Source organism: Paraburkholderia gardini, from assembly GCF_907164575.1.
In the GTDB taxonomy this organism is placed as follows: domain Bacteria; phylum Pseudomonadota; class Gammaproteobacteria; order Burkholderiales; family Burkholderiaceae; genus Paraburkholderia; species Paraburkholderia gardini.
Genome location: NZ_CAJQYY010000025.1, coordinates 80505 through 102271 on the forward strand (window position 1 = coordinate 80505; position 21767 = coordinate 102271).

Consider the following 21767-nt stretch of genomic DNA (forward strand, 5'->3'; position numbering starts at 1 on the left):
GTCTTTGATCGGGCAGGGCCCGGGAACGGACCATATGAGGTTAGATCATGAGCGAAACGACTTTGGCTGAGGGCGCTGCACAGGATCCGGTAATCAACGTGATCGAACGGGCACCGTCGCTCGAAGGCGACGGCGCGGGCGAAGCCAGGGAAGCTCTGGACCGGGCGGCGCGAGAAGCAATGGAAGCGCGCAGGCGCGGGGAATTCGACGCGGTGCGTGCGCGTCTGCGTGAGCAGGCGATGCGCGACGATCCCTGTCAGACGCAGCCCGGCGATTCGCAGCAGGCGATGGGTGCCGGCACGCCTGCAGCGGATGCCCGCAGCCGGGCCGCGGACAAGGCTTCGGCGCGGACCTGGACGCCGCTTGGCGAGGCGCCCGAGCGCGTGCGCAAGCGCTATCTGCGGGCGGGCAACCAGTATTTCCTGAAGGATGCACCGTATCAGATGGCATTTGAGGATCTCGGGCCGTACCTGGTGACCCAGCACAACCGGCCCGACGTGGTCGAGTCGATGATGGACATGGTCGAGGCGAAATCGTGGGATCGGATTCGCGTGTCCGGGCACGAGGCGTTCCGGCGTGAAGTCTGGTTGCAGGCGACGCTGCTCGGTGTGCAGGTGAGCGGCTACGAGCCGAAGGCAGCCGATTTTGCACGGCTTGGCGAGGGACGGCGCGAACTCATGAACAACCGTGTCGCGTATGCCGGGGAGAATCCTCCGCGCACAGATGGCACGCGTTCCCCGGCTCCCATTGCTGATCCGGCGCCTGCTGCGCAGGCAATGCATGCCACACCGCATTCGGGTGTAGCCGGGTCGCGTACACAGATCGACGCTGCGGATCGGGCGGCTCCTGGTGGCGCGCGTGAATCTGCGCCTGTCCCGGCGGACCACCGCGCAACCGGAAACGAAACGAGGAGCGATACGGGCCATGAGGCAGGGCGCACGATGGAGCGCAACACAGGCGGCCAGGAGGAACCCGATGTCCATCACTATACGGGTGTGCTGGTCGAGTATGGCGTTGCGCCCTACCAGCACAATCCGGCACGCAGCGATTCGTACTATGTGATCTATCGGGACGATGCAGGGGCGGACCACGTCGTATGGGGCGTGGATCTGGAGCGGGCCACCGCTGAATCGGGGGCGAGGCTCGGTGAGCGCATCGCGCTGCAGAACCTTGGCAAACGCTGGGTGAGCGTTGATGTCCCGGTGGTTGATGCAGCGGGAGAGATTACCGGGTACGAGGAAAAGGAGGTGTACCGCAATACCTGGCAGGTCGACGTCGAGGGACGGGAGCGTGCAGCCTCATCCTCCTCGCGCGGCGTATCCGGTCATGAGTCCGGGCGTCGGTCGGGGCGTGAATCGGCGCACGAATCTGTGCACGAATCGCCGGCCGATGCGGGAGGCAGTAGTCCCGCAGTCTCCCGCACACCGCGTCGAGGTCATTCCGGGGATGCCCCCGACGGTCAGCGGGCCATGCAGATGGCGGTGCTCGTCGCGGCCATGCGTGCCCAGGGGTTCAGTGACCGGTCAATCGCGCGGGTGGAACAGCACGCCGGGAAGCTCTACGACACCTTTCGCGCCGAGGGCGTGCGTGTCCCCACGCCGAGAGTGTTTGACCCGAAGGCCCCGTCCGCGCGTTTACGCGCAGGGCGCCCGGCGCCCGGGCGTACCACCGCGCGTGGGGTCGAGCATGAGGTCGAGCGTATGCCGTCCGGCCCTGAGCAACCGTCGCTGTAGGAGCAGCGGTGAAGTCCCGTTCACGCCTGTGTGTCGAGCTCGGCGAGACGAAGCCGCGCTGGGACGACTGGTGCGTCCTGCATGAGGTGACACCAGCCGAAGGTGTGCGGCAACTGATCCTTGACGCGATTGCGGCGCACGAAGAAGCGCCTCCGGCTGAAGGGACCGGCGTCATGCGCTGGACTCCCGTGGGTGAACATCGTGAGCGTCTCGAGATCCGCCTGACCGCCTCCGAGCTGCACGTGCTCGGGCAGCAGGCGACGTCGTCCGGATTCACCGCGAATCGTTGGGTCGTCGCGCTGATCCGGGCGCAAATGACGCGTGCCCCCCAGTTTGGCGAGCAGGAAATGGCCCTGCTCGTCGCTTCGAATCATGCGCTCGCGACGATCAGCCGGTCACTCGGACCGGTGCTTCGCGAGGTGGAACGGGAAGGAAGGGCTGCCGGTGCGGGTAACGGCAGCCTGCTCGCGCAACTGAAGGCGCAGATCGATGCCCATCTGCGCGCCGTGTCGGATCTGGTCCGCGCGAATATTGATCGCTGGAGCCGTTAGCATGTCCTTTCCGAAGATCTACATCGACGCAATGCTGCTGAACTGGGGCGACCGGCTGTTCCACGATCCGTTGCGCCACGTCGGAGCGCCGCGGCTTTCGCGTGTCCAGATGGGGAACCAGGCGGCACGTGTGCGCGAGCAACTGGTGCGCACGCTAAGACGTACGCCCGAGGTGATGGTGAAAATCACCAACAAGGCAGCCAGTGCGCAGGGCATGGGTGCGGTGCGCCGGCATCTGCGCTATATCTCCCGCAACGGCAAGGTCGAACTCGAGGATCAGGACGGGCGGGCTATTAGGGGCGCCGCCGTGCTGAGTGACCTGGCTGATGACTGGCAGTTCGGTGGCTGGGGCATACCGGAGAGCAGTGCGCGTCGCGAGATGTTCAACATCCTGCTGTCGATGCCGCCGGGTACGGACCGCCGGGCACTGCGTGATGCGGCGCGGGATTTTGCGGCGCTCGAATTCGGGGACGGTCGCGCTTACGTCTTTGCGGCACATGACGACGAGGCGCATCCGCATGTGCATCTGAGCGTGCAGGCAAGGGGCCCGGATGGGCGACGGCTCAATCCGCGAAAGCGCGACCTTCAGCGCTGGCGGGAGCGGTTTGCGCAGCAGCTCCAGGCACACGGTGTGGAGGCAAATGCAACGTCACGGCGCACGCGCGGGGCGACGCATCGTTATCTGAAGCAGGCCGTCGTGCATATGCTGGACCGTGGAGAAACGTCACGGCACTGGTGTGCGGTGGCGACGGGTGCGCAGCGGCGCGTGAGCTGGGAGGCGCATTACGACGTGTTCGCGGCGTGGCGCGAGATGGCGCAGGCGATGGCCGCGTCACGGGAGGCCGGTGACCAGCGCCTGGCCGTGGAGATTGTCGACTTCGTACGGAGTATGCCGGTGCAGCAGGATGAGCCACTGGTGGCGCCCATGGAGCCGGCGCGAAATGAACGGTCAGACCGGCCCCGGCCGGATCGTGGTAGTCAGCCAGACGCTGGCGGCCCGGAAGTGGCCCGCTGATACGCGAGGTGATGATCATGGCAATACCAGTTATTCCATGGATTGGTGGCAAGCGACGTCTCGCCGACATCCTGATTCCGCGATTTCCGAAGCAAACTGCGACGTTGAGGTCTTCGCGGGTGCCGCGGCGCTCTTCTTCATGCGCCCGCGCGTGGAGGTCGAAGTCCTGAACGACGTGAATGATGGGCTAATCAACCTGTATCGCGTGGTGCAGCATCACCTGGAAGAGTTCGTTCGGCAATTTAAATGGGCATTGAGCAGCCGGCAGGTTTTCAGATGGCTGAGTGATACGCCACCGCATACGCTGACCGATATCCGGCGCGCCGCGTGGTTCTATTGTCTGCAGCAGATCTGTTTGGGTGGCCGGGTCGAGGGGCGAAGTTTGGCATCGCGACGACGTCGCCGCCAGGCCTGAATCTTCTGCGCCTGGAGGAGACGCTGTCGCTCGCGCATCTCGGATTGTCGGGCGCGTATATCGAAAATCTGGACTGGCAGGCTGTATCAGCCGGTGCAACCGGCCGCATACGTTCTTTTCGTTGCCCCGCCTTACTGGAAGATGGAAGGTAACAGTGTTCCGTTCGACTTTTTGCAGTACGAACTGATTGTCGAGGTCGTCCGGCAGTTGAAAGGGGGCGGCGATCATTACGCTCAACGATCATCCCGACATACACGCGCTGTTCTCCACATTCGAGACTGAACGCGTCGATATCCAGTACACGGGGGGTGGATCCAGCAGTATGGTTTTGGTTCGCGGGAGAACTGATTATCTATAGCTGGGACCGCTCGGATGACCCGGTGGGACTGCTTTGAGCGTTTGGGTAAGTGTACTGTCACGCTGTGTATCTGCGCTTCCCGGCGCAGTACCCGGGCCGGGGATCCTGCGTCGTTGCGATGAGCGCCGGTACCTGGAGCAGCTAGCGGTCGACGATACGGACGGTGCGCGTCTGTCTCGCTGCTACAAACTGCAGGAATAGCATAATGAGTACGCCGGGCACGAACAGCAGGGCAGCCGTTGAGAACAGCGTCATCTGCAGTGCCGACCCGGCGAGGCCGTGAATCAGGCCCGTTAGCCGGATGTTCTCGTACATCATCCAGAGTACGGATCCGATACCGGCCGCAAACAGGATGAGCGCACCCGAAACCGGGGTATGCTGGCGCAACGCGATCTGGAGGAAATAGTTGCCACCCCGCATAAAATCAACCCCGACGGCAGCCTGACAGAACGCGCGCAGTGTGAAGAACGTATGGGCGAACCTGCGATCGAAGCGGTGGTTGAACTACACGATCGCCTTGGCGACGCCGATGAGGATGCTGCTGATGATGAGTATGAGTTTAAGGATTCCCATCGTGTTTGCTGTGCTGATCACCGACAAGGCCATCCGCAGGGGCTCGTTTGACTCGGTCAAGCAACTGATCAGGCGTATCGATCAGTTCGTTTCCCACTACAACGAAAACTGGGCGGCGCCAATTGTCTTGGCCGGCCAAGCTTGTATGTGCAAACGGAGCATCAACTGACCAACGCCGTGGCGAATGCCGCGATCAACGGACGTTTGGTCCGTCGACCGGCCGCTCGCAATTCATCGGGCCGGTCGGCATGCAAACGGTGTTCTGATCAACGGATACCGGGAGACGACGTGTCGTCTTGCCGGTATCCAGTCCTGTGAGCCTCGGTGTTTCCCGAGGCTCACGACTTCGCGCGATTCACTCGACAGACGCCAACTGTCGATCCAGCGCTGCAGCCACCCGCGTCAGCGTACCTTGGACATGCTTGCGCAAAAGCCGACCTGCCTTTTCCTTCTCGCGCCCGATTGCCGCTTTCATCAACGCCTCGTGTTCGTTGTTTTTGTGACGCTCTTCTTTCCGATTTAACGCGGAAAATCGACGGTAGCGCTCCGCGCGGTCGAACAACGATGCCACCATGTTCGACAGCAGTGCGCTTGGCGTTGCGGACAGCAAGGCCATGTGGTATGCCCGGTGCCGCTCGGACCAGTCGTCGTCCAGCGCCACCGGGCCAGTGCCGAGGCGTTTTTCAGCGAGGCTCAGGCGATGGAAGGCCGTGAGTACCGCGACCTCCCACTCGTCGTCGCCATGCTCAATTGAGTCCATCAGCGCCTCGTGCTCGAGCAGCACGCGAAGACGCGTAATGTCATTGAAGTCATCGACACTGATTGGCGCAACCCAGAATCCGCGGTTTTCCGTGGCTTGCACGATTCCGTCCTGCGCGAGCCGATTCAGCGCTTCGCGAATGGGCGAACTGCTGAGTCCGTAGGCCTTCGACAGGCTTTCGACTTTCAGGCGAGTACCAGGTTCGAGTTCGCAACGGATGATTGACGTTTTCATCTGTGCGAATGCGACATCGATGAGCGGGGCACCGTTCGTGGCAGGCATCGAGTCCATGGCGTGAGGATTTGCGCTGATTGTAATTGAGGTAATTTTATGCGCAAAACCGCACTATATGCAAGATGTCGATGATTGAATGCTCAAATGAAAATGGGCGCGAGGGCCTGCCGTCTCCGCGTCGCCGTGCGTCACGTTCCCGTTCGGGCTCTGGTGACGGGGTCCTTACGGTTCTGAGGGTGATCTGCAGAGCGCGCCACGACCAGCTCCCCGATCAGTTCGCATGCCTCTTGGGGAGGGCGGCGTGCACCGTACACGTAGTAATCGGGGCGGCCGATGACGCCGCCGCAATCGTGTTGCTGTAGCCAGCATGCCGCGGACATCGTGGTACGCGTGCTTCGGTGCGTCGTGCGAGAGGCAGGGAGTCGGCCAGCACAAGCTCGACCGGCAAACGCCGCAGTGGCTCGCATTCGCGCACGACCTATGCCACGGTTGCGGCATCGACATTCGCGTTCACGACGATCCGGAATGTCGCTCCGGTTACGCCGGCGAGTAGGCGTCCGTCGCCGTTGACCCTTTTGACGCGCGGCTGAGGAACAACTGGTCGCGCGGACCATGATGGGAAGCGGACAGAAAGCCCGCATTCAGCCCCGGAATGAGTGACTGCCGGACGGTTCCCTGCGAATTGGCCGCCATTTCCGCGTGCAGGCGCTCGTTGTGCCGACTCACAACGGCAGGGTCACGTTTGCAGATCAGCGTGCCGAGTTCTTTTAGTGACGAGCGTGGTTTGTCTGGCGTGAGGTGCCCGCTCGGTCTCATAGGTATCGAGCAGCGAGGTGGTCGCCGCGTGTTGCTTGACCGCCGCCAGTTTCCAGATGCGGTTGGACGTGTCGCGAATGCCCCGGTACATGCCTCAGGCCGGGGAGGGAGGTGTCATGTGCGCGGTATCGCCCTGGGAAAATATCCGTCCGCGCGTCATGATCGAAGCGCCAGTGCGTTGGAGCGGTCGGAGGATGCCCGCCAGATCTCATACTTGTCACCTTCGAGCCAGCGCGAATGAGCTTATGGACGACCTCCGGTTGTGACATCTGCTTCGGCGTTTCGTCCGGATTGGTCATGAACTTCCAGCGACGACGTCGGCCGGTCCCAATGACGAACGCGGACAGACGCTCGACCTCGCAGTGTCGCGCGCTGGACTTCGGCAGGCTGTCGTCGCATCCGTCGATGAGGATGACGTCGACGACCAGCCAGGGTTCGTCGAGCTCGAGATTTCCGTGTCGAGTCCGAGCCGGGTGGGGATCGGGGGCATCCCACCGTCGCATACGAGCGCGCAGCGATGGCAACGCACTTCTGTCGAGCTGTTCCGTTATCAGGAGAAAAGCGCATATTGCGCCTCGTCGCGTATTCTTTATCACACGTCGCGCCGGACATTCCTGAAGGGCGAACGAGCGGAAAGTCCGCCAGGTGGAATTCTCCGGTTGTGGCAGCGCGCAGCGAGCGACGAAATGCCATCATGTCTGTAACGACCACTGGCCATCCGCGCCAATGAATGTATGAAATTGCGGCGGCCCGGGTCCGTTATGTCCGCCGCAAAATTCGCATGCTGTTGCTCAAGAAGGGCTATCAGGTCAGAAAGAACCGGCCTTGTCGCATGCGTCACACGTCACGAGGAATGGTTGTTGCCGCGGGACAGGCCCGCATTTCGACTGTCATGCTCTCTGTGAGCTTGAACGCTCGAACAGCCTCTTTGAGCGTCGTCGCATGAGCGTCGAGTGCCAAAGTGACAGCCGATGCCTGTTCTGCAAGTGCGGCGTTCTGTTGCGTGGCTTCATCGATTCGCCCAATCGCGTGATTGACCTGCCCGATGCCCTCGCTTTGCGTTCTGGACGCAGTAGCGATTTCGACGACGATGTCCGAGACATGGCGGACCGCCAGCGTTGCCTGTTCCATGGTGGCGGTCACCCGCGTTGCCCGTTCAGCACCGTCGCGAATGACGCTGACGGATGAAGCGATCAGTTCCCTGATTTCTTTCGCAGCTGCCTCAGAGCGTTGGGCGAGATTTCGAACTTCACCAGCTACTACGGCAAAGCCGCGTCCCAGTTCGCCCGCCCGCGCGGCTTCCACTGCCGCGTTGAGTGCGAGAATATTCGTCTGGAAGGAGATCCCTTGGATGACGTTGATGATCTCCGAAATCTTGCCGGAACCGCTGGCGATCTTTTGGATTGCCAGGACGAGATCCTGTACCTCAAGGCCGCTCGCCTTTGCCATGTCCATGGCCCGGGCGACGAGTTCGCTGGCTTGTCGGGTATGATCGGCGTTCTGCCTGACTGTGTCGCGCAGTTCTAGCATGCTCGCCGCAGTTTGCTGAAGTGATGCCGCCTGTTCTTCGGTGCGACTCGACAGATCGATATTTCCCGTCCGGATCTCGTGTGCGGCATCGCCGACCAGGTCAGTCGTGCCTTTGACCGCCCGCATCGCTTCTTCGATGCGCCCAAGCAGCGAGTTGAACGCGAATGCGGCACGCCCGATCTCATCTTCCTTGCGAATGGAAGTTCGGCGTGTCAGATCGAGCGACTCGCTCATGCCGCCGAGCGTCGTTTCGATATCGCGCAGACCGGAACTGAGTGCGCGCATCTGGCGCCGGACTCCCCAGCCGAGCAGCGAGCCGCCGACAAACACGAGCACGGCCATCGCCGCCAGCGTCACGCGATAGTCGTTGACGCCGCTTTGTTGCGCAAGCTCGAAGTCGTTGCGTAGTACAGGGAGCAAGGATTCGATGTCGGCGCTTTCCGCCATGCCGGGCGGTCTGACTTTTGTCTGCAGCGTGTTCCAGGCTCCCTTCGTATCGCCGGCTTTCGCGAGTTGGATGGCTTCGCTCATGCTGCTCATCGACAGTTGCCGATCCCGGTTGAACCGGTTCGCGAGCTCGACTGCGTCGGCGGGTTTGGCGCTATGCTGAAAAAGCTCGAATTGCTGGTTGGACAAACGCTGCATCGCTTCGGCAAACTCGGCGTTGCCTCGTTTCGCGTCAGGGTCGGGGTCGACAATCACATCCGTCACTGCCAGCGCAGTGAGCAGCTGGAAGCGGTAGCTGCTGTCGAGGTATTGGGTCGGGAGCGTGAGACTCTCATACATCTGCAGTGCGCGGCTGTTGGCAGTGACCATGCCCCACGTTCCAAGCGCCGCCAGAAGTACGCATAGCATGCCAACGCCACCGAACAGCAGCGAGACCCGTGTCCTGATACTTTTCATTGTATGTCCTTGGCGACGCTTGGGATCGTATGCGTGCGCGACGAGTGGTCCGGGAGAAACGTACAGGCCATGCATCGACGATGAGAAATCTAGGTGCGCTGCAAGGGCTGGATCTGAGAGCGGTGAGCTGGTGCCGGACTTCTGCATGTTGACTGTGGCGACCTTGCATTGAACGGAGGTAGCGAGTTGGCGTGCTGAGGTTTTTATAAGGTGTAATGCTTGGGCCGACGATGCTGGTCCGGTCGAAAACGTCCGGCGCCGGGCATTCTGAAGCCACCACGGCGCCAGGGAAGTTACGGCGTCAACGAGCGGCGACGGCCTCCAGCGGTTTCGCTGCCGATTGCTCCTCGGCGACAATGCGCAGTTCGATGAAACGTCGAGCCCGGCCCGATCCACCATCGTTCGGGAGAAGCACCGGCTGAAGCTGCATCAGTTCGTTTTGACCGATGATCTGCTGTTGCCCCTCGATGATCGGCTTGTCTTCTGTGTTGAAGGCGAGTTCTACCAGCTCTTTCAGATGCGACGTCAATTCGTGATCGTCGAGCGCGAAAGTTCGGGCTGACCCCCAGAAATAGTGCGTAGTCCACTCCGTTTCCGGTGTGGTGATGTTGGGGTTGCACGTGTCGTAGCCTTCCTCACGCGGACGTCCAACCGGTGTTACACCATAGAAAGTCACCATAGTGCCGGGTGGATCGCATCGCATCTCGAGCCAATGGTCGACCTTCTCGGGAATGCCGGGAATGGCCTTGAAGAAGACTGGCGTGGACATGCCAGAGTAGAAGAGCCGTGTCCAGATCGTGCCATCTTCTTCCGTGAGCTTGAATATCTCCCGCGCCATCTCGCGCGGCTCGAGCGTTTTGACGTGAACGAATGAAGCGTGCGAGAGGTCCGTCAGATTGTCGTTCACCAGCAGATAGTTCGCGTTCAGCTTGAGGTATCCGTGCATCGACGCGTAGTGGGTGGTGTCGGTCAGCCACGGCAGATCGGGGATCAGATCTGGATCGGCGAACTCGGGGTCGCCCATCCAGATCCAGACCATTCCCCATCGCTCGTGAAGCGGATAGCTTCGAACCTTGGCGGCTTTCGGGATGAGTCCGGCCCCGTTCGGATTGTCCGTGCACGTTCCGCTGCAGTCGAACCTCAGGCCGTGGTAGAGGCACTCGATCTGGTCGTTCAGAAGCGTTCCCATACTGAGTGGAGCGAAACGATGCGGACACCGGTCGGCGAGCGCGACCGGCATGCCGTCCGCCTTGCGATACAGAACGACCGGCTCGTTCAGGAACCGGCGGGTGATCAGCCTGTTGCCGAGTTCGTCACCCCAGATAGCGCCGTACCACGCATTCTTGAGAAACTTCATGCCGTTTTCCTCCTTGTTGTGTGATATCCGCTCATGCACAAGATGCTTAGGATGCTGGCCGCGGCACTCGGCCCCGGATCTCATGGATGCCGCTTGTCGAACGCAGCTCCAAGCGTAGGGCTCCGCGGCAGGTCAACGGACGAATGTGCGAACGGTTCCAGCCAGCAGCGCTCGTCATGCCCGGCCACTCTGCTCATTTAGAATACTGAATAGTATTTAAAAACCTAAAAGTATTCCAGTGATGGCGGTTAGGGGTTTTCCCATATGTGTGCGCAGGTCGCTACAGTCCCCACGCCTTGAGCTTCGCGTCGAGTCGCGGATAGACACGTCGTGCGTTCGTTTCGCATACTTTTTGCCTGTCCTCGGTCGAGAGCGCGGTTGCGTTGATGTATCGCCGCGTGTCGTCGAACGGAAAACCGGTTTCCGGATCGATTCCCCGTACCGCGCCCATCATCTCCGAACCGAACAACACGTTGTCCACACCGACGACCTCGAGCAGCAGGTCGATGCCGGGCTGGTGGTAAACGCATGTATCGAAGAAGACGTTGTTCATGAGATGCCGACGCAGATCGGGCTTTTTCAGCATGTCGGCGAGACCCCGGTAGCGTCCCCAGTGATACGGGACCGCGCCGCCGCCGTGAGGGATGACAAATCGCAACTCAGGGAAGTCGCCGAACAGGTCCGCCTGCAGCAACTGCATGAATGCGGTGGTATCCGCATTGATGTAATGCGCACCGGTGGTATGAAAGCAGGCGTTGCAGGAGCCTGAGACGTGAATCATTGCCGGCACGTTGAGTTCGATCATTTTTTCGTACAGCGGATACCACGCTCGATCCGTCAACGGGGGCGACGTCCAATGGCCGCCCGATGGATCCGGGTTGAGATTACAGCCGACGAAACCGTGTTCGAGAACGCAGCGCTCCAGTTCCTGGATCGAATTTTCGATCGGTACGCCCGGGGACTGCGGGAGCTGGCATACGCCGATGAACTGCTCGGGAAACAGATGCACGATTCTCGCGACCAGATCGTTGCAGGCGTGGGCCCACGCGAGGCTCGTTTGCTCGTTGCCGATGTGATGTCCCATGCCTGCCGCGCGAGGGGAAAAAAGCGTGAGGTCGATGCCACGCTCATTCATCAGCCGTAGCTGATTCTGTTCGATCGAAGCGCGGATCTCGTCATTGCCGATATCGGAATAGGAAGGAGCGTGCGCGTGCCCGTGCTGAAGATGTTTTATCTGTGCGTCGCGAAACGCATGGTGTGCCGCGGGTTCCGTCGTGTAATGGCAGTGACAGTCGATGTTCATGGCGTGAGACGTCCGGGAGTGAAGGGTCCAGTTCCGACTGAAAGCATACTTAATAGTTTCTGGATACCGGATAGTATTTAAGAGCGGCGGGCGGCTGTCAATACGCGACGAACCCGCATGCTTCGCCCCATGCGGGAAAACCCCTGCGTTTCAGATGTGGAATACCGATAGGTTTATGCATACCATATGGTATCTGAATTTTGTCAAATCGCTCCATTGGTGCGGACTTCCGGTTGGACGAGGACAGGTTCAAGCAATGCTGAGGCTGGCTCGAACAGGTTTTTGAATGAAAGCGATTCGAAATAAAAAGTAGGATGACGAAATAAGTTTTTTCAGTGGTATGGCCGCCATTCGTGCGCGTTTTAAAGACTTCGTTAAGAAATTACAAGAGGAGACAAGGAAATGGATTCGACAGGAAGGCACGACCGTGCCTATGAGTTTAAGACGCTGTTCCTGCTTGCGTTGGGCTTTGGCCTCGTCGGGCTCGACCGGTGGATGGTGGCGCCGCTGTTTCCGTACATGATGCGGGACCTGGGCTTGAACTTCCAGCAACTGGGCAATCTGATTGGTGTGCTGGCTATAGCGTGGGGCGTCTGGGCCATAGCGATCGGCCCGATCTCAGACCGGATCGGCTGCAAGCGAATCCTGGTCGGGACAATGATTGCGTTCTCGCTGCTGTCAGGATTTTCCGGAATGGCTACGGGCTATCTGAGCCTGTTGCTGATCCGCGGCATCATGGGCGTGGCAGAAGGTGCCTTTACGCCGGCCAGTGTAGCGGCCACCGGCGAAGCATCGCTGCCGTCGCGCCGAGGTTTCAACCTCGGGTTGCAGATGAGCACGTTTTCGCTGTTTGGCATGGGCATCGCACCTATCCTTGCCACTCAATTGCTTCGCGTCTTGCCGTCATGGCATTGGGTGTTTCTCGTGTCCGCGCTGCCGGGACTGATCGTGGCTGCCTTGATTGCAAAGGTACTGCACGACCGGCCGCAGAGGCAGGAAACCAACCTTCACGTGCATCGACCGAAGACCCAGTGGCGTGCCATGTTCCGCAGCAGAAATGTGATTGTGGCCATGCTGGGAATGCTATGCGCGATGGCTGGCATCTTCGTGATCGGTGCGATGGTGCCTTCGTACCTCGTAGCGGTACTGCATCTCGACACCCAAAGCATGGGTTTCGTGGCATCCGCGCTTGGTTGGGGCGGCTTCATCGGCTCGTTCGCCCTGTCCGGAATCTCCGATTATATCGGGCGCAAAGCCGCTGCCATCGGCGCTTTCGCGGGCGCTGCAGCACTGCTGTTCCTGTTTGCCAGAACCGGTGCGAATCCCACCATGCTGTTCGTGCTCCTGTTCGGCATCTCGATGTGCTCGATCGGTCTGCTCAGCCTGCTGAGCGGCCCCATCGCGACTGAAGCGGCGCCTGCGGGGCTCATAGCGTCCACGATTGGGCTGGTGTCCGGAATTGGCGAGATTTTCGGCGGCGGTGTGGCGCCAGCGATCGCGGGCTACATCGCCCAGAACTTCGGCTTGCCGCACGTTTTCGACTTCGCACTGGTGGGCCTTGTGCTCGGTGTGTTCGTGACTGCGGCACTCGTCGAGACGGCGCCTCGGCGCAGGTACGCCGCCGCTGCCTCGGGCGAGGATCCTCAACGGGTGGCGTAGGCCGGCCGGGGATCGATCGAACGGGGAAGACGTTCGAGGTGGCAGGCTAAAACCGTACCGGGAAACCCCTTGGGGGGACTTTCACGCAGTCGAACGACGCGAGGCAGTTAGCTGGAATTCTGCTGATGCCGCGCGCCTTTTTTGAACGCAAGGCGAATGGGATGCCGCATCAATTCGCAGACGCCGACGCGCAAGAAGCTAACGAAAGAGTACAGCGAATCGACAACACGCTCGACGTCCACCACGCAGTTTTCGTTTTTGAAGTTCCAACATAAAGATTCAGGAGATGAAATGAAGTTGAATGTGATTCTGGTCGTTGCCGGCCTCGCCGTCGCTGTGAATGCGCAGGCTCAGAGTAGCGTCACGCTGTTTGGCCTCATCGATGCCGGTGTGAGCTACGTGAGCAATGAGGGTGGTAAGGGCAGCCTTAAATTCGACGACGGGATTTATACGCCGAATTTCTTCGGTATCCGCGGTACCGAGGATATCGGTGGCGGCACGAGCGTGATCTTCAAGCTCGTTGACCAGTTCGATGTCGGGACGGGCAGCATCATTTCCGGGCAGACGTTCTTCGGTCAGGAGGCTTACGTTGGACTGCAGAACGACCGGTTCGGCTCGATCAGGCTGGGTGAACAATATGACTTCATGTCGGAAGCGTTGCTGTTTACCGGGACCGATGGCACGCTGTATGGCGGTGGGTTCTACAATTTCAGAAATGGTCCGTTCGACAACCTGCAGATTCCGAACAACCCAACTGGCGCGATGAGCTGGGACCGCCTGAACGGGGTGCCGATCGACAACTCGGTGAAATACACCTCGCCTGTGTTCGGCGGCTTCACGTTTGGCGCGATGTATGGGTTTGGGAACGTTGCGGGAAGCATATCGAACAACAACGCGTACAGCTTTGGCCTGACGTATCGCAGCAGTTCATTGTCCGGCGGAGCGGCCTATACGAGTCAACGCTACACGGGTATCGAAACTGGCGGCCCGCAGGTGCGGATCGCCAACTGGGGAGTCGGTTTGCGCTACAGCTTCAGCACCCTAGCCGTGAACGGACTGGTGACGACGGTAAAGAACGAGTTCACCGGTGCTGCGGCGTATGTGGGGCAGATCGGCCTGACATGGCAGCCGTCTCCGTTCTGGTCGTTCACGACGGACTACATGTACATGAAGGGCAATGAACAGCTGAACAACAACCACGCACATCAGCTGACCGCGGCGTTGACATACCAGCTCTCGAAGCGCACTGGCGTCTACGCGGAAGCGGTGTATCAGCGCGCCAACAGCGGTGCGCAGGCACAGATCAACGGCGTGTTCGTACCGTCGGGTTCGCCTTCGCAGGCCATTGGGCGAGTTGGCATCAAGACGATGTTCTGACGTCAGACGAGCTGTCGGCACATTCGGGTAACCGATGTGCCGACAGAGCCAAGAACAGTTCGATCAGGCGCGGCGAGCACCGATCAGGATGAAGGCCATCGTGGTGACGCGATCGCTGTGGTTACGCCAGGCATGCCGGGTTCCGCATTGAATCGCAATGTCTCCGGCGCGCATGTAGGTCAGGTGGCCATCGTCGAGCTCGAGCCAGATCTCGCCGTCGACGACGATATCGTAGTCGATCGACTCAGTCGTATGCATGCCCGGGTGGTCCCGTTCGAACAACTCCGCGAGCCCGGGCAGATGGGTCGCAAATTCTTCTCCCGCTGCTGCAGGATCGAATCCGGGGGCGGCCATGACGCTGTCCGGGGGAAACTTCACGATCAGAAGACGTGTTTCTCCGTACGCCGGTGTTACCACGAGCCCCGGATGAGCTGAGTCTGTCTGGCCGGCAGGCAGTTCGGGGTGGCTGGACGTCGCCCACGCCAACGCGGAGACGAGGCCCGGCGTTGCCGCATGGAGATGGGCGTTCGGCACGAGGCCGTCGCTGACGACCACTGACTTGCCGCCACGAACGCCGGTAACGATCCGGCGCGGCATCTCAGAACTGGCTTTTGTATTCGACATATTGAAGACCTCCTTCGGCAAGTTGTGACCGCATGTTGTTGATGTCCATACTGAGTTCACCGTTTGCGTATCGATCGCGCTTGATGGCCTCGTCGCGTTCGCGGGCACACGCGATATCGAGCACCTGCGTTGCCCGAGTCCTGGGGACGACGCAGACGCCGTCGTCATCCGCAAGCAGGACGTCGCCCGGATGGATCAATGCGCCGGCGCAGACCACGGGTACCTGCACGTTGCCGAGCGTGTGCTTGACCGTGCCTTGCGCGCTGACGCAACGCGACCATACGGGGAACTGCATGTCCGTGAGCGATGCAACGTCGCGTACGCCGGCGTCGATGATCAGGCCACGAACGCCATGAGCCTTAAGCGACGTCGCGAGTAGGTCGCCGAAGTAGCCGTCTTCACAGACCGATGTCGGCGCAACCACCAGTATGTCGCCGGGCCTCGCCTGTTCCACTGCGACGTGGATCGTCCAGTTGTCGCCCGGCGCCACCTGGCATGTAAGCGCGTTGCCCGCGATTCGTGCGCCGCGATAGATAGGCCGCATGTAGGACGAGAGAAGTCCAGTGCGTCCCTGTGCTTCGTGCACGGTGGACACGCCGAGCGACGCAAGGCCGTCGACGACCGACTGATCGGTACGGGGGGTATTAGTGACTACGATTGGCATGCCTGTTTCCCTCACGTTCTCAAGGAACGATCACGTAATTGCTGAAGCCGCCATGGCGCGCCCCGATACCCGAAATCGCGCGGTTGATGTCGTCGAGCTTCGCCACTTCGTGCTGCAGGATCGACAGATCGATGGTTTGCGAACGCAACATTTCGACGATATCGTATCCCTCGGTTGACGTGAACCACGCCGACCCGATGAGTTTCATCGAGTTGTCCATCAGCCACTTCATGTCGATTGCCAGCTTGCCGACGGTTCCGCCGATGTTGACGATCGTGCCGCCGCGAGCCACGCCGTGCATCGCATCATCGAATATATCCAGCGATACGGCCGCGCCGAGCGTGTCCACCATGAAATGGGCGCCATGACCATCAGTGCGTGTGCGGACCCAGTCGCTGATGCTGCCGTCTTCAGTCGAAAAAACTTCGATCCGGTTGGGTGCGAGTGCCCGCACGCGCTCGAGCAACGTGTGGTTTCTGCCGGTTCCGAAGATGCGGCTCGCGCCCATGGCCAGTGCGAACAGCGTTGCGCTCAGGCCGAGCGTGCCCGACACGCCGTTGATGATCAGCGACTTGCCCGCGAGGTGACCGAATTTGCGCAAGGCCGAATAGGCCGTACCCATGTAGCCGAGGCGTGCGGCCTCTTCGAACGACATGTTGTCGGCGAGCTTGATGATCGCGCTCTGGGGCGCCCCCATGTATTCGCAGAAACCACCGTGCGGATAGAGATCGTAGATGGTTTGCGATTTCTCTTTCGAAAAGCCGAAATAGCCATTAAATACGAAGTACTCGCAGGCGACACGATTGTCGGACAGACATGCCGGGCACGAACCGCACGCCCGCACCGGATTGACGTAGACGCGATCTCCCGGTTGAAGCCCCACCACCTGGCTGCCGACCTCCACGATGACGCCTGCCGGGTCCAGCCCGAAAACCGCCGGCAGGTCGGGCTGCGGCAGATGCGGGCACCAGGCGGGCCAGTTGGCGAGCACGTTTCCGAGGTTGGGGACCATCCCGCATGCCTTGACTTCAACGACTACGTCAGTGGCTTGCGGAACCGGGCGTTCGATCATATCGATCTGCATTGGCTGACCGACGGCGTGCATTCGCGCAGCACGCATCATCTTGGACGGCATTTCGTCTCCTGTTGTCTGTCTGGATCACATTGATGGTCGTCGGTACAAATGCTTGACATTCCGGCGAGTATTGACATACTACTAAGTATCCGAATGCGTTGCAAGAATCGCGGCGCTCTCACCCGACACATATATACGGAGGCAACCCCCATGACATCGGGTCCTTTTCTGAAAAACGCCTGGTACGCGGCAGCATTGGGCGAGGAGCTGAGCGAGACGCCCATTTTCCGGCGCCTGCTTGATGAACCGATGGCGCTGTACCGAGGTGCCTCGGGGCGTGCGGTCGCTTTGTACGATCGATGCCCGCACCGGTTTGCGCCGCTGCACAAGGGGCAGGTGTTCGGTGACGATCTGCGTTGTCCGTATCACGGCTTGCGCTTCGCTCCGGACGGGGCCTGTGTGCACAACCCCATCGGCGAAGGCAAGATTCCGAAAGCCGCGTGTGCGAAAAGCTTTCCGCTCGCGGAACGCGACGGGATCGTGTGGCTCTGGTGGGGAGATCAGCCTGTGGATGAGTCCACGATTCGCCGCTGGCGGGAGTTCGAGGATCACGCCAACTACCGCGCGGTTCAGGGCTATATCAAGGTTCAGGGCAACTATCAGTTGGTGTCGGACAACCTGCTGGATCTGAGCCATGCGGAGTTTCTTCATCCGTACCTCGCGAACGAAGGTTTTAACCGCCGCACGCAATATTCGATGGAGCAGGCGGGCAATACGGTGATCGCGAGGAACTGGCGTCCTAATGAGCCGATCAGCCAGTTGTTCGCGTTTGCCTACGGAGAAAATGCGCCGTCGCACGTCGACCATCTGTCGATCGTCCGCTGGGAAGCGCCTTCTACGCTGCGGCTGGAGATCGGCGTGACGCGCGTGGGGCAGTCTCCCGAGGAGGGCCCGCGATCGTACCAGGCGCATCTGGTGACGCCGGAGACTGCGGACACCTGTCACTACTTCTGGAAGTGGGGGAGAGACTTCAAGCTTGAGGACGAGGAGTTCAGCGTTCGCCTGCAGGCGAATATGCAGAAGGCCTTCGAGACTGAAGACGGTCCAATGATTGAGGCACAGGCCCAGTATATGGACGGACAATCGCTCGAATCGCTGAAGCCCGTTCTGCTACTGACGGATTCCGCATCGCTGCGCGCGCGGCGCGTTCTTCAGCAACTCATCGAAGGACAGAACGGGTCATGATCGAAACAATCGTATCGCGCCGCAGGGTTGAAGCGGACGGTATCTGCAGTCTTGAACTCGCGGCGGTTGACGGCTCCGCGTTGCCGCCCTTCGAGCCGGGTGCGCACGTCGATGTCCATCCGCGGGAAGGAGTGATCCGGCAATACTCGCTTTGCCCGGAAGCCACTGCTGCAGGCCGCTATCTGATCGCCGTGCTGCGCGAGCCCGAGTCGAGGGGCGGCTCTGCTGCGATGCACGCGCTGCAGGAGGGAGACCGGCTTCGCATTGGCGCGCCGCGGAACCTGTTCCCGCTGGTTCGTGATGCACGGCGATACGTGCTTGTCGCAGGGGGAATCGGCATTACGCCGCTTTTGGCCATGGCCGAATATCTGGTCCGCGGCGGAAAAGAATTCGTTTTGCACTACTGTGCAAGAGACTGCTCGAGGATGGCGTTCACCGATCGGATACAAGGTGGCGGTACCGGCCCCCATGCGCATCTGCATCTAGACGACGGCGCGGCTCAGCAGAGACTGGACCTGGATCGCGATCTGGGAAATCCTGAGGTAGGTGTGCACGTGTACATTTGCGGTCCGTCGGGATTCATGGACTGGGTGCTGTCCGGCGCGGCGGCGCGCGGCTGGCCGCCGGAACAGCTTCACCGTGAATACTTTGCGGCGCCCGTGGCTTCGAATGACCCGGACGCCGCTGCCTTTGAAGTGCAGATCGGACTAGAAGGCGCCACCTATACCGTTGCAGCGGATCAGTCCGTCGTCGAGGTGCTGGCCCGGCATGGGGTCGATGTTCCCGTGTCCTGTGAACAGGGCGTGTGCGGCACCTGCCTGACACGGATCCTTTCAGGCGAACCCGATCACCGTGACAGCTTTCTCACGGATGCGGAGCGCGCCGCGAACAACCAGTTCACCCCTTGCTGTTCCCGCGCACGCAGCGCGAAGCTGGTTCTCGATCTTTAGGCTTCGTTGCCGGCCAATTCTAATATATCAGGAGACTTCAAATGACGGGTACAACATCACAAGCGAGCTTCAAGATCAGCCTCGCGGGCGGCGCCCTCGGCTTCAACTGGCTGCCGATCTTCGTCGCCAGAGACAACGGCATCTTTTCGCGGCTGGGTCTGGACGTGGAATTGCGGCGCCTCGGCAGCGTCGACAAGGCGACGGCCGCAGTACGCTCGGGCGAGGCTGATCTCGCGATTACGCCGCCGGAGGGCGCATTGGCTGACGCCGTGGCGGGCGGCACGCTCAGGCTGATTGCCGCGAACTGCAACTGCCTGCCGCTTACGCTCGTGGCGAAATCGTCGATCAAGACCATCGCCGATCTGAAGGGCGCCGTGCTCGGTACATCGTCGCTCACTGAAGGCACGGCGCTGTATACGCGTGAGATGCTCGCACAGCATGGCGTCGAATATCCGCGCGACTACTCGTTCGCGGTGGTCGGCGTGCATCAGCCGCGCTGGAAAGCGCTGCAAGAAGGGACCATCGACGCGGCTGTTCAGCCGGCTCCGTTCAATTTCCTCGCGATCGATGCCGGGTATAGCGATCTCGGCGAGGTCAGCGACAGCATTCCGGAGATCGCATTTACGACGATGATCGGCCGGCTGGATTGGCTCGAAGCGAACTCGCAGGCGATGCTGGCGCTGCTGGTGGCAATCTCGGAGGCGACCGCGATGACCTATGAAACCAGCAACGACGAGATGCTGATACCCATCATGATGGAGGTGACGCAGTCCGATGCAGCGTACTCGAAGCGAGCGCTCGACTATATGCGGGAGAAAGCGGCGTTTGCGCGTTCGCTGGAGATCCCGGCCAACGCGCTGGAAAAGTCGCTGCAACTGATGATTGTTTCCGGACTGCTTGCTGTGGACGACAAAGAGCGGGCACGTGCAGCTTCCGATGCGCGATGGGCCAGGCAGGCAGTCCAGTCGAACGTTCACTAAAGCGAGGGCGTCATGTCAGTCATGTTCTTCGAGCCGCTGGATTTGCTGCGCGTCCTGTGCGGCGTATGGTTCATCCCGCACTGCGTTGGAAAGATTCGTAATATTGGGCCGGCCTCGCAAACCTTTGCAAAAGCGGGACTGTATCCGCCGCGTGGCTTTGTCGTTTCGACTATCATTCTGGAGATCGTTGCGGGCGTCGGACTGGCTGCGAATTTCCACGCGAAATTCGCAGCGGCGCTCGCTGTTATCGTGCTTGCGGGAGCCAGCTTCGCCGTGCTGAAAATCAACGGGTTTCATTGGCGCTGGCAAAAGCAGGGCCCGGAATACATGCTATTCTGGGCGGTCGCATGTGTGTTGTCTGTATCAGGTTAACGTAACTTGTCGCGAATCAAGGGGGATGAGTGGCGCGCATGTCGAGGCAGGAAAGCCGGGCTCTTACCAGAGCAAAACTATTGGCTTCGGCTAGGGTGGTTGTAGCCCGGGAGGGCTACGAAGGCGCCTCGGTCGATCGGATCGCGGAAGACGCGGGCTTTAGTAAAGGTGCGTTCTACTCGAACTTCAACAGCAAGGAAGACATCGTCCTCGAACTGCTGGAGACTCATTCGCAGCAGGACGTGGCGGAGATAGGGGGAATCCTCGGCGACTCGAAAGATCCCATCCATATGATCGAGGTGATCAGCAGGTGGTCGCATGAGCGCTCTGTCGATCCGACGTGGGGTTTGCTGGCGCTCGAACTGTTTCGGCGGGCCAGACGCGATGAGACGTTTGGCGAGCGCCATTCGAACCTGTTCCGGCGGCAATGGGCTGGGCTCGGCGAGATCCTGCTGAACCTGTTTCCTCCGGGTGAGGCACCGGCCGATCCGGAAACGCTGGGCGGCATCATCATGGAGCTGACCTACGGGGCAGCCTCGAGTTACAAGGCAGGCCCGACTGCCGGCGAAATGGTCAAGCTCGTCCTCGTCAGTTTTCACAAGGCGTTTGGCAAAAAGGTCCGTAGCAGCGTGTCGAAAGATGCGGTTGTTCAAGCGCCTGTCAAGCGGCGGCCAACTGGAGCACGTCCGAAGCGGGCGGCTGGTTAGAGGCCGTCTTATCTTTGGGGCTTGGTTTCTGCCCGATACGCGCGCGAAACGCCGCAGCCGCCTAAAGCGGTCAGCGGCGTTTTTTATGTGGGTCGTCATTTGACGGCAGGATGCTGCCGCTTTCCTTTCCTCTTGCTTGCGTTTTCGCTACACGTCTGCTGACGAGATGAACATTTGTTGTTATGTATACCTAAATAATATTTAAGCTGATTCAAGCCGCGCAGATGGCAGATTGCCCGCGCGATTTTCATTCGGGAAACTTGATGTCCGTAGAAACCCCTATGCACATATAAATGGAATACTAAATGGATTTCAAATACCATTTGGTATCTAAATATTGAGCGCGACGCGAGTGTGATTGACGATATGTCACATACGACGGAGCGAAGACGCGTTGCTCGCGCAGCTGAAAGCAGTGACATCGTAGCCGTGGAAAGGAGTTCTTCTGCGGAAGCACCGGTTATACCTTTGACGAGAAAACATGAAGACCAAAGCAGCCATCGCATGGAAAGCGGGCGCACCGCTGACGATCGAGGAAGTCGATCTGGAAGGGCCGCGCGCGGGTG

21 protein-coding genes and 2 pseudogenes are annotated in these 21767 nt (G+C 60.3%); 14 read left to right on the top strand and 9 right to left on the bottom strand.

Annotated features, from left to right (window positions below; all coding sequences use genetic code 11):
• Positions 1-47 precede the first annotated feature (47 nt).
• The 4 genes and pseudogenes from LPA34_RS20140 to LPA34_RS20155 all read left to right on the top strand — a co-directional run bounded on the left by LPA34_RS20140 (position 48) and on the right by LPA34_RS20155 (position 4109).
• A complete protein-coding gene (locus LPA34_RS20140) occupies positions 48-1733 on the top strand; it encodes an LPD7 domain-containing protein (protein WP_228981461.1) in 1686 nt (561 codons plus the stop codon).
• Positions 1734-1741: 8 nt separating this feature from the next.
• A complete protein-coding gene (locus tag LPA34_RS20145; protein ID WP_228981464.1) occupies positions 1742-2284 on the top strand; it encodes a plasmid stabilization protein in 543 nt (180 codons plus the stop codon).
• 1 nt (position 2285) lies between these two features.
• Positions 2286-3299, top strand: a complete 1014-nt coding sequence (locus tag LPA34_RS20150) for a relaxase/mobilization nuclease domain-containing protein (protein ID WP_228981466.1) — start codon at positions 2286-2288, stop codon at positions 3297-3299.
• Positions 3300-3316: 17 nt separating this feature from the next.
• Positions 3317-4109: pseudogene (locus tag LPA34_RS20155) on the top strand (DNA adenine methylase).
• Between the two features lie 104 nt (positions 4110-4213).
• Here LPA34_RS20155 and LPA34_RS20160 read toward each other — a convergent pair.
• On the bottom strand, positions 4214-4492 hold the full coding sequence (locus LPA34_RS20160; RefSeq protein WP_228981468.1) for a hypothetical protein: 279 nt from the start codon (positions 4490-4492) through the stop codon (positions 4214-4216).
• A 79-nt stretch (positions 4493-4571) separates the two neighbouring features.
• Between LPA34_RS20160 and LPA34_RS20165 the strand changes: the two genes are divergently transcribed.
• Positions 4572-4814, top strand: coding sequence for a hypothetical protein (locus LPA34_RS20165; RefSeq protein WP_228981515.1), 243 nt, complete (start codon positions 4572-4574; stop codon positions 4812-4814).
• Positions 4815-5000: 186 nt separating this feature from the next.
• Here the strand turns inward: LPA34_RS20165 and LPA34_RS20170 are convergent, their stop codons facing one another.
• Entirely contained in the window at positions 5001-5696 is a 696-nt protein-coding gene (locus LPA34_RS20170) for a GntR family transcriptional regulator (RefSeq protein WP_228981470.1), read from the bottom strand.
• Between the two features lie 310 nt (positions 5697-6006).
• Between LPA34_RS20170 and LPA34_RS20175 the strand changes: the two genes are divergently transcribed.
• A complete protein-coding gene (locus LPA34_RS20175; RefSeq protein ID WP_228981472.1) occupies positions 6007-6192 on the top strand; it encodes a hypothetical protein in 186 nt (61 codons plus the stop codon).
• Between the two features lie 183 nt (positions 6193-6375).
• On the opposite strand, the gene LPA34_RS20180 is transcribed toward LPA34_RS20175, so the two are convergent.
• The 4 genes from LPA34_RS20180 to LPA34_RS20200 all read right to left on the bottom strand — a co-directional run bounded on the left by LPA34_RS20180 (position 6376) and on the right by LPA34_RS20200 (position 11548).
• Entirely contained in the window at positions 6376-6546 is a 171-nt protein-coding gene (locus tag LPA34_RS20180; RefSeq protein ID WP_228981475.1) for an FAD-dependent monooxygenase, read from the bottom strand.
• Between the two features lie 746 nt (positions 6547-7292).
• Positions 7293-8888, bottom strand: a complete 1596-nt coding sequence (locus LPA34_RS20190) for a methyl-accepting chemotaxis protein (protein ID WP_228981482.1) — start codon at positions 8886-8888, stop codon at positions 7293-7295.
• Positions 8889-9189: 301 nt separating this feature from the next.
• Positions 9190-10329, bottom strand: coding sequence for an aromatic ring-hydroxylating dioxygenase subunit alpha (locus LPA34_RS20195; protein ID WP_228981483.1), 1140 nt, complete (start codon positions 10327-10329; stop codon positions 9190-9192).
• A gap of 196 nt (positions 10330-10525) precedes the next feature.
• Entirely contained in the window at positions 10526-11548 is a 1023-nt protein-coding gene (locus LPA34_RS20200; RefSeq protein WP_228981484.1) for an amidohydrolase family protein, read from the bottom strand.
• Positions 11549-11950: 402 nt separating this feature from the next.
• On the opposite strand from LPA34_RS20200, the gene LPA34_RS20205 reads away from it, so the two are divergent.
• A complete protein-coding gene (locus LPA34_RS20205; RefSeq protein WP_228981486.1) occupies positions 11951-13207 on the top strand; it encodes an MFS transporter in 1257 nt (418 codons plus the stop codon).
• A 291-nt stretch (positions 13208-13498) separates the two neighbouring features.
• Entirely contained in the window at positions 13499-14584 is a 1086-nt protein-coding gene (locus tag LPA34_RS20210; RefSeq protein WP_228981488.1) for a porin, read from the top strand.
• Between the two features lie 63 nt (positions 14585-14647).
• Here LPA34_RS20210 and LPA34_RS20215 read toward each other — a convergent pair whose 3' ends face one another.
• The 3 genes from LPA34_RS20215 to LPA34_RS20225 are packed head-to-tail and all read right to left on the bottom strand — an operon-like array spanning position 14648 to position 17007.
• Positions 14648-15208, bottom strand: coding sequence for a cupin domain-containing protein (locus tag LPA34_RS20215; RefSeq protein ID WP_228981490.1), 561 nt, complete (start codon positions 15206-15208; stop codon positions 14648-14650).
• Entirely contained in the window at positions 15183-15872 is a 690-nt protein-coding gene (locus LPA34_RS20220) for a 4-carboxy-4-hydroxy-2-oxoadipate aldolase/oxaloacetate decarboxylase (RefSeq protein WP_228981492.1), read from the bottom strand. The genes LPA34_RS20215 and LPA34_RS20220 overlap by 26 nt, the downstream gene beginning before the upstream one ends.
• A 19-nt stretch (positions 15873-15891) precedes the next feature.
• Positions 15892-17007 (bottom strand): alcohol dehydrogenase catalytic domain-containing protein, encoded by a 1116-nt coding sequence (locus LPA34_RS20225; protein ID WP_228981493.1) that lies wholly within the window; start codon positions 17005-17007, stop codon positions 15892-15894.
• A gap of 150 nt (positions 17008-17157) precedes the next feature.
• On the opposite strand from LPA34_RS20225, the gene LPA34_RS20230 reads away from it, so the two are divergent.
• From LPA34_RS20230 to LPA34_RS20255, 6 genes and pseudogenes are all read left to right on the top strand, one after another.
• Complete coding sequence (locus tag LPA34_RS20230) at positions 17158-18192, top strand: aromatic ring-hydroxylating dioxygenase subunit alpha (RefSeq protein WP_228981494.1); 1035 nt, start codon at positions 17158-17160, stop codon at positions 18190-18192.
• Positions 18189-19142 (top strand): PDR/VanB family oxidoreductase, encoded by a 954-nt coding sequence (locus LPA34_RS20235; protein ID WP_228981495.1) that lies wholly within the window; start codon positions 18189-18191, stop codon positions 19140-19142. The genes LPA34_RS20230 and LPA34_RS20235 overlap by 4 nt, the downstream gene beginning before the upstream one ends.
• Positions 19143-19183: 41 nt before the next feature.
• On the top strand, positions 19184-20122 hold the full coding sequence (locus LPA34_RS20240; RefSeq protein ID WP_228981496.1) for an ABC transporter substrate-binding protein: 939 nt from the start codon (positions 19184-19186) through the stop codon (positions 20120-20122).
• Between the two features lie 12 nt (positions 20123-20134).
• On the top strand, positions 20135-20494 hold the full coding sequence (locus LPA34_RS20245; protein WP_228981497.1) for a DoxX family protein: 360 nt from the start codon (positions 20135-20137) through the stop codon (positions 20492-20494).
• Between the two features lie 38 nt (positions 20495-20532).
• Entirely contained in the window at positions 20533-21201 is a 669-nt protein-coding gene (locus tag LPA34_RS20250) for a TetR/AcrR family transcriptional regulator (RefSeq protein WP_228981498.1), read from the top strand.
• Between the two features lie 481 nt (positions 21202-21682).
• A pseudogene (locus LPA34_RS20255) lies at positions 21683-21767 on the top strand (zinc-binding alcohol dehydrogenase); the annotation flags it as partial.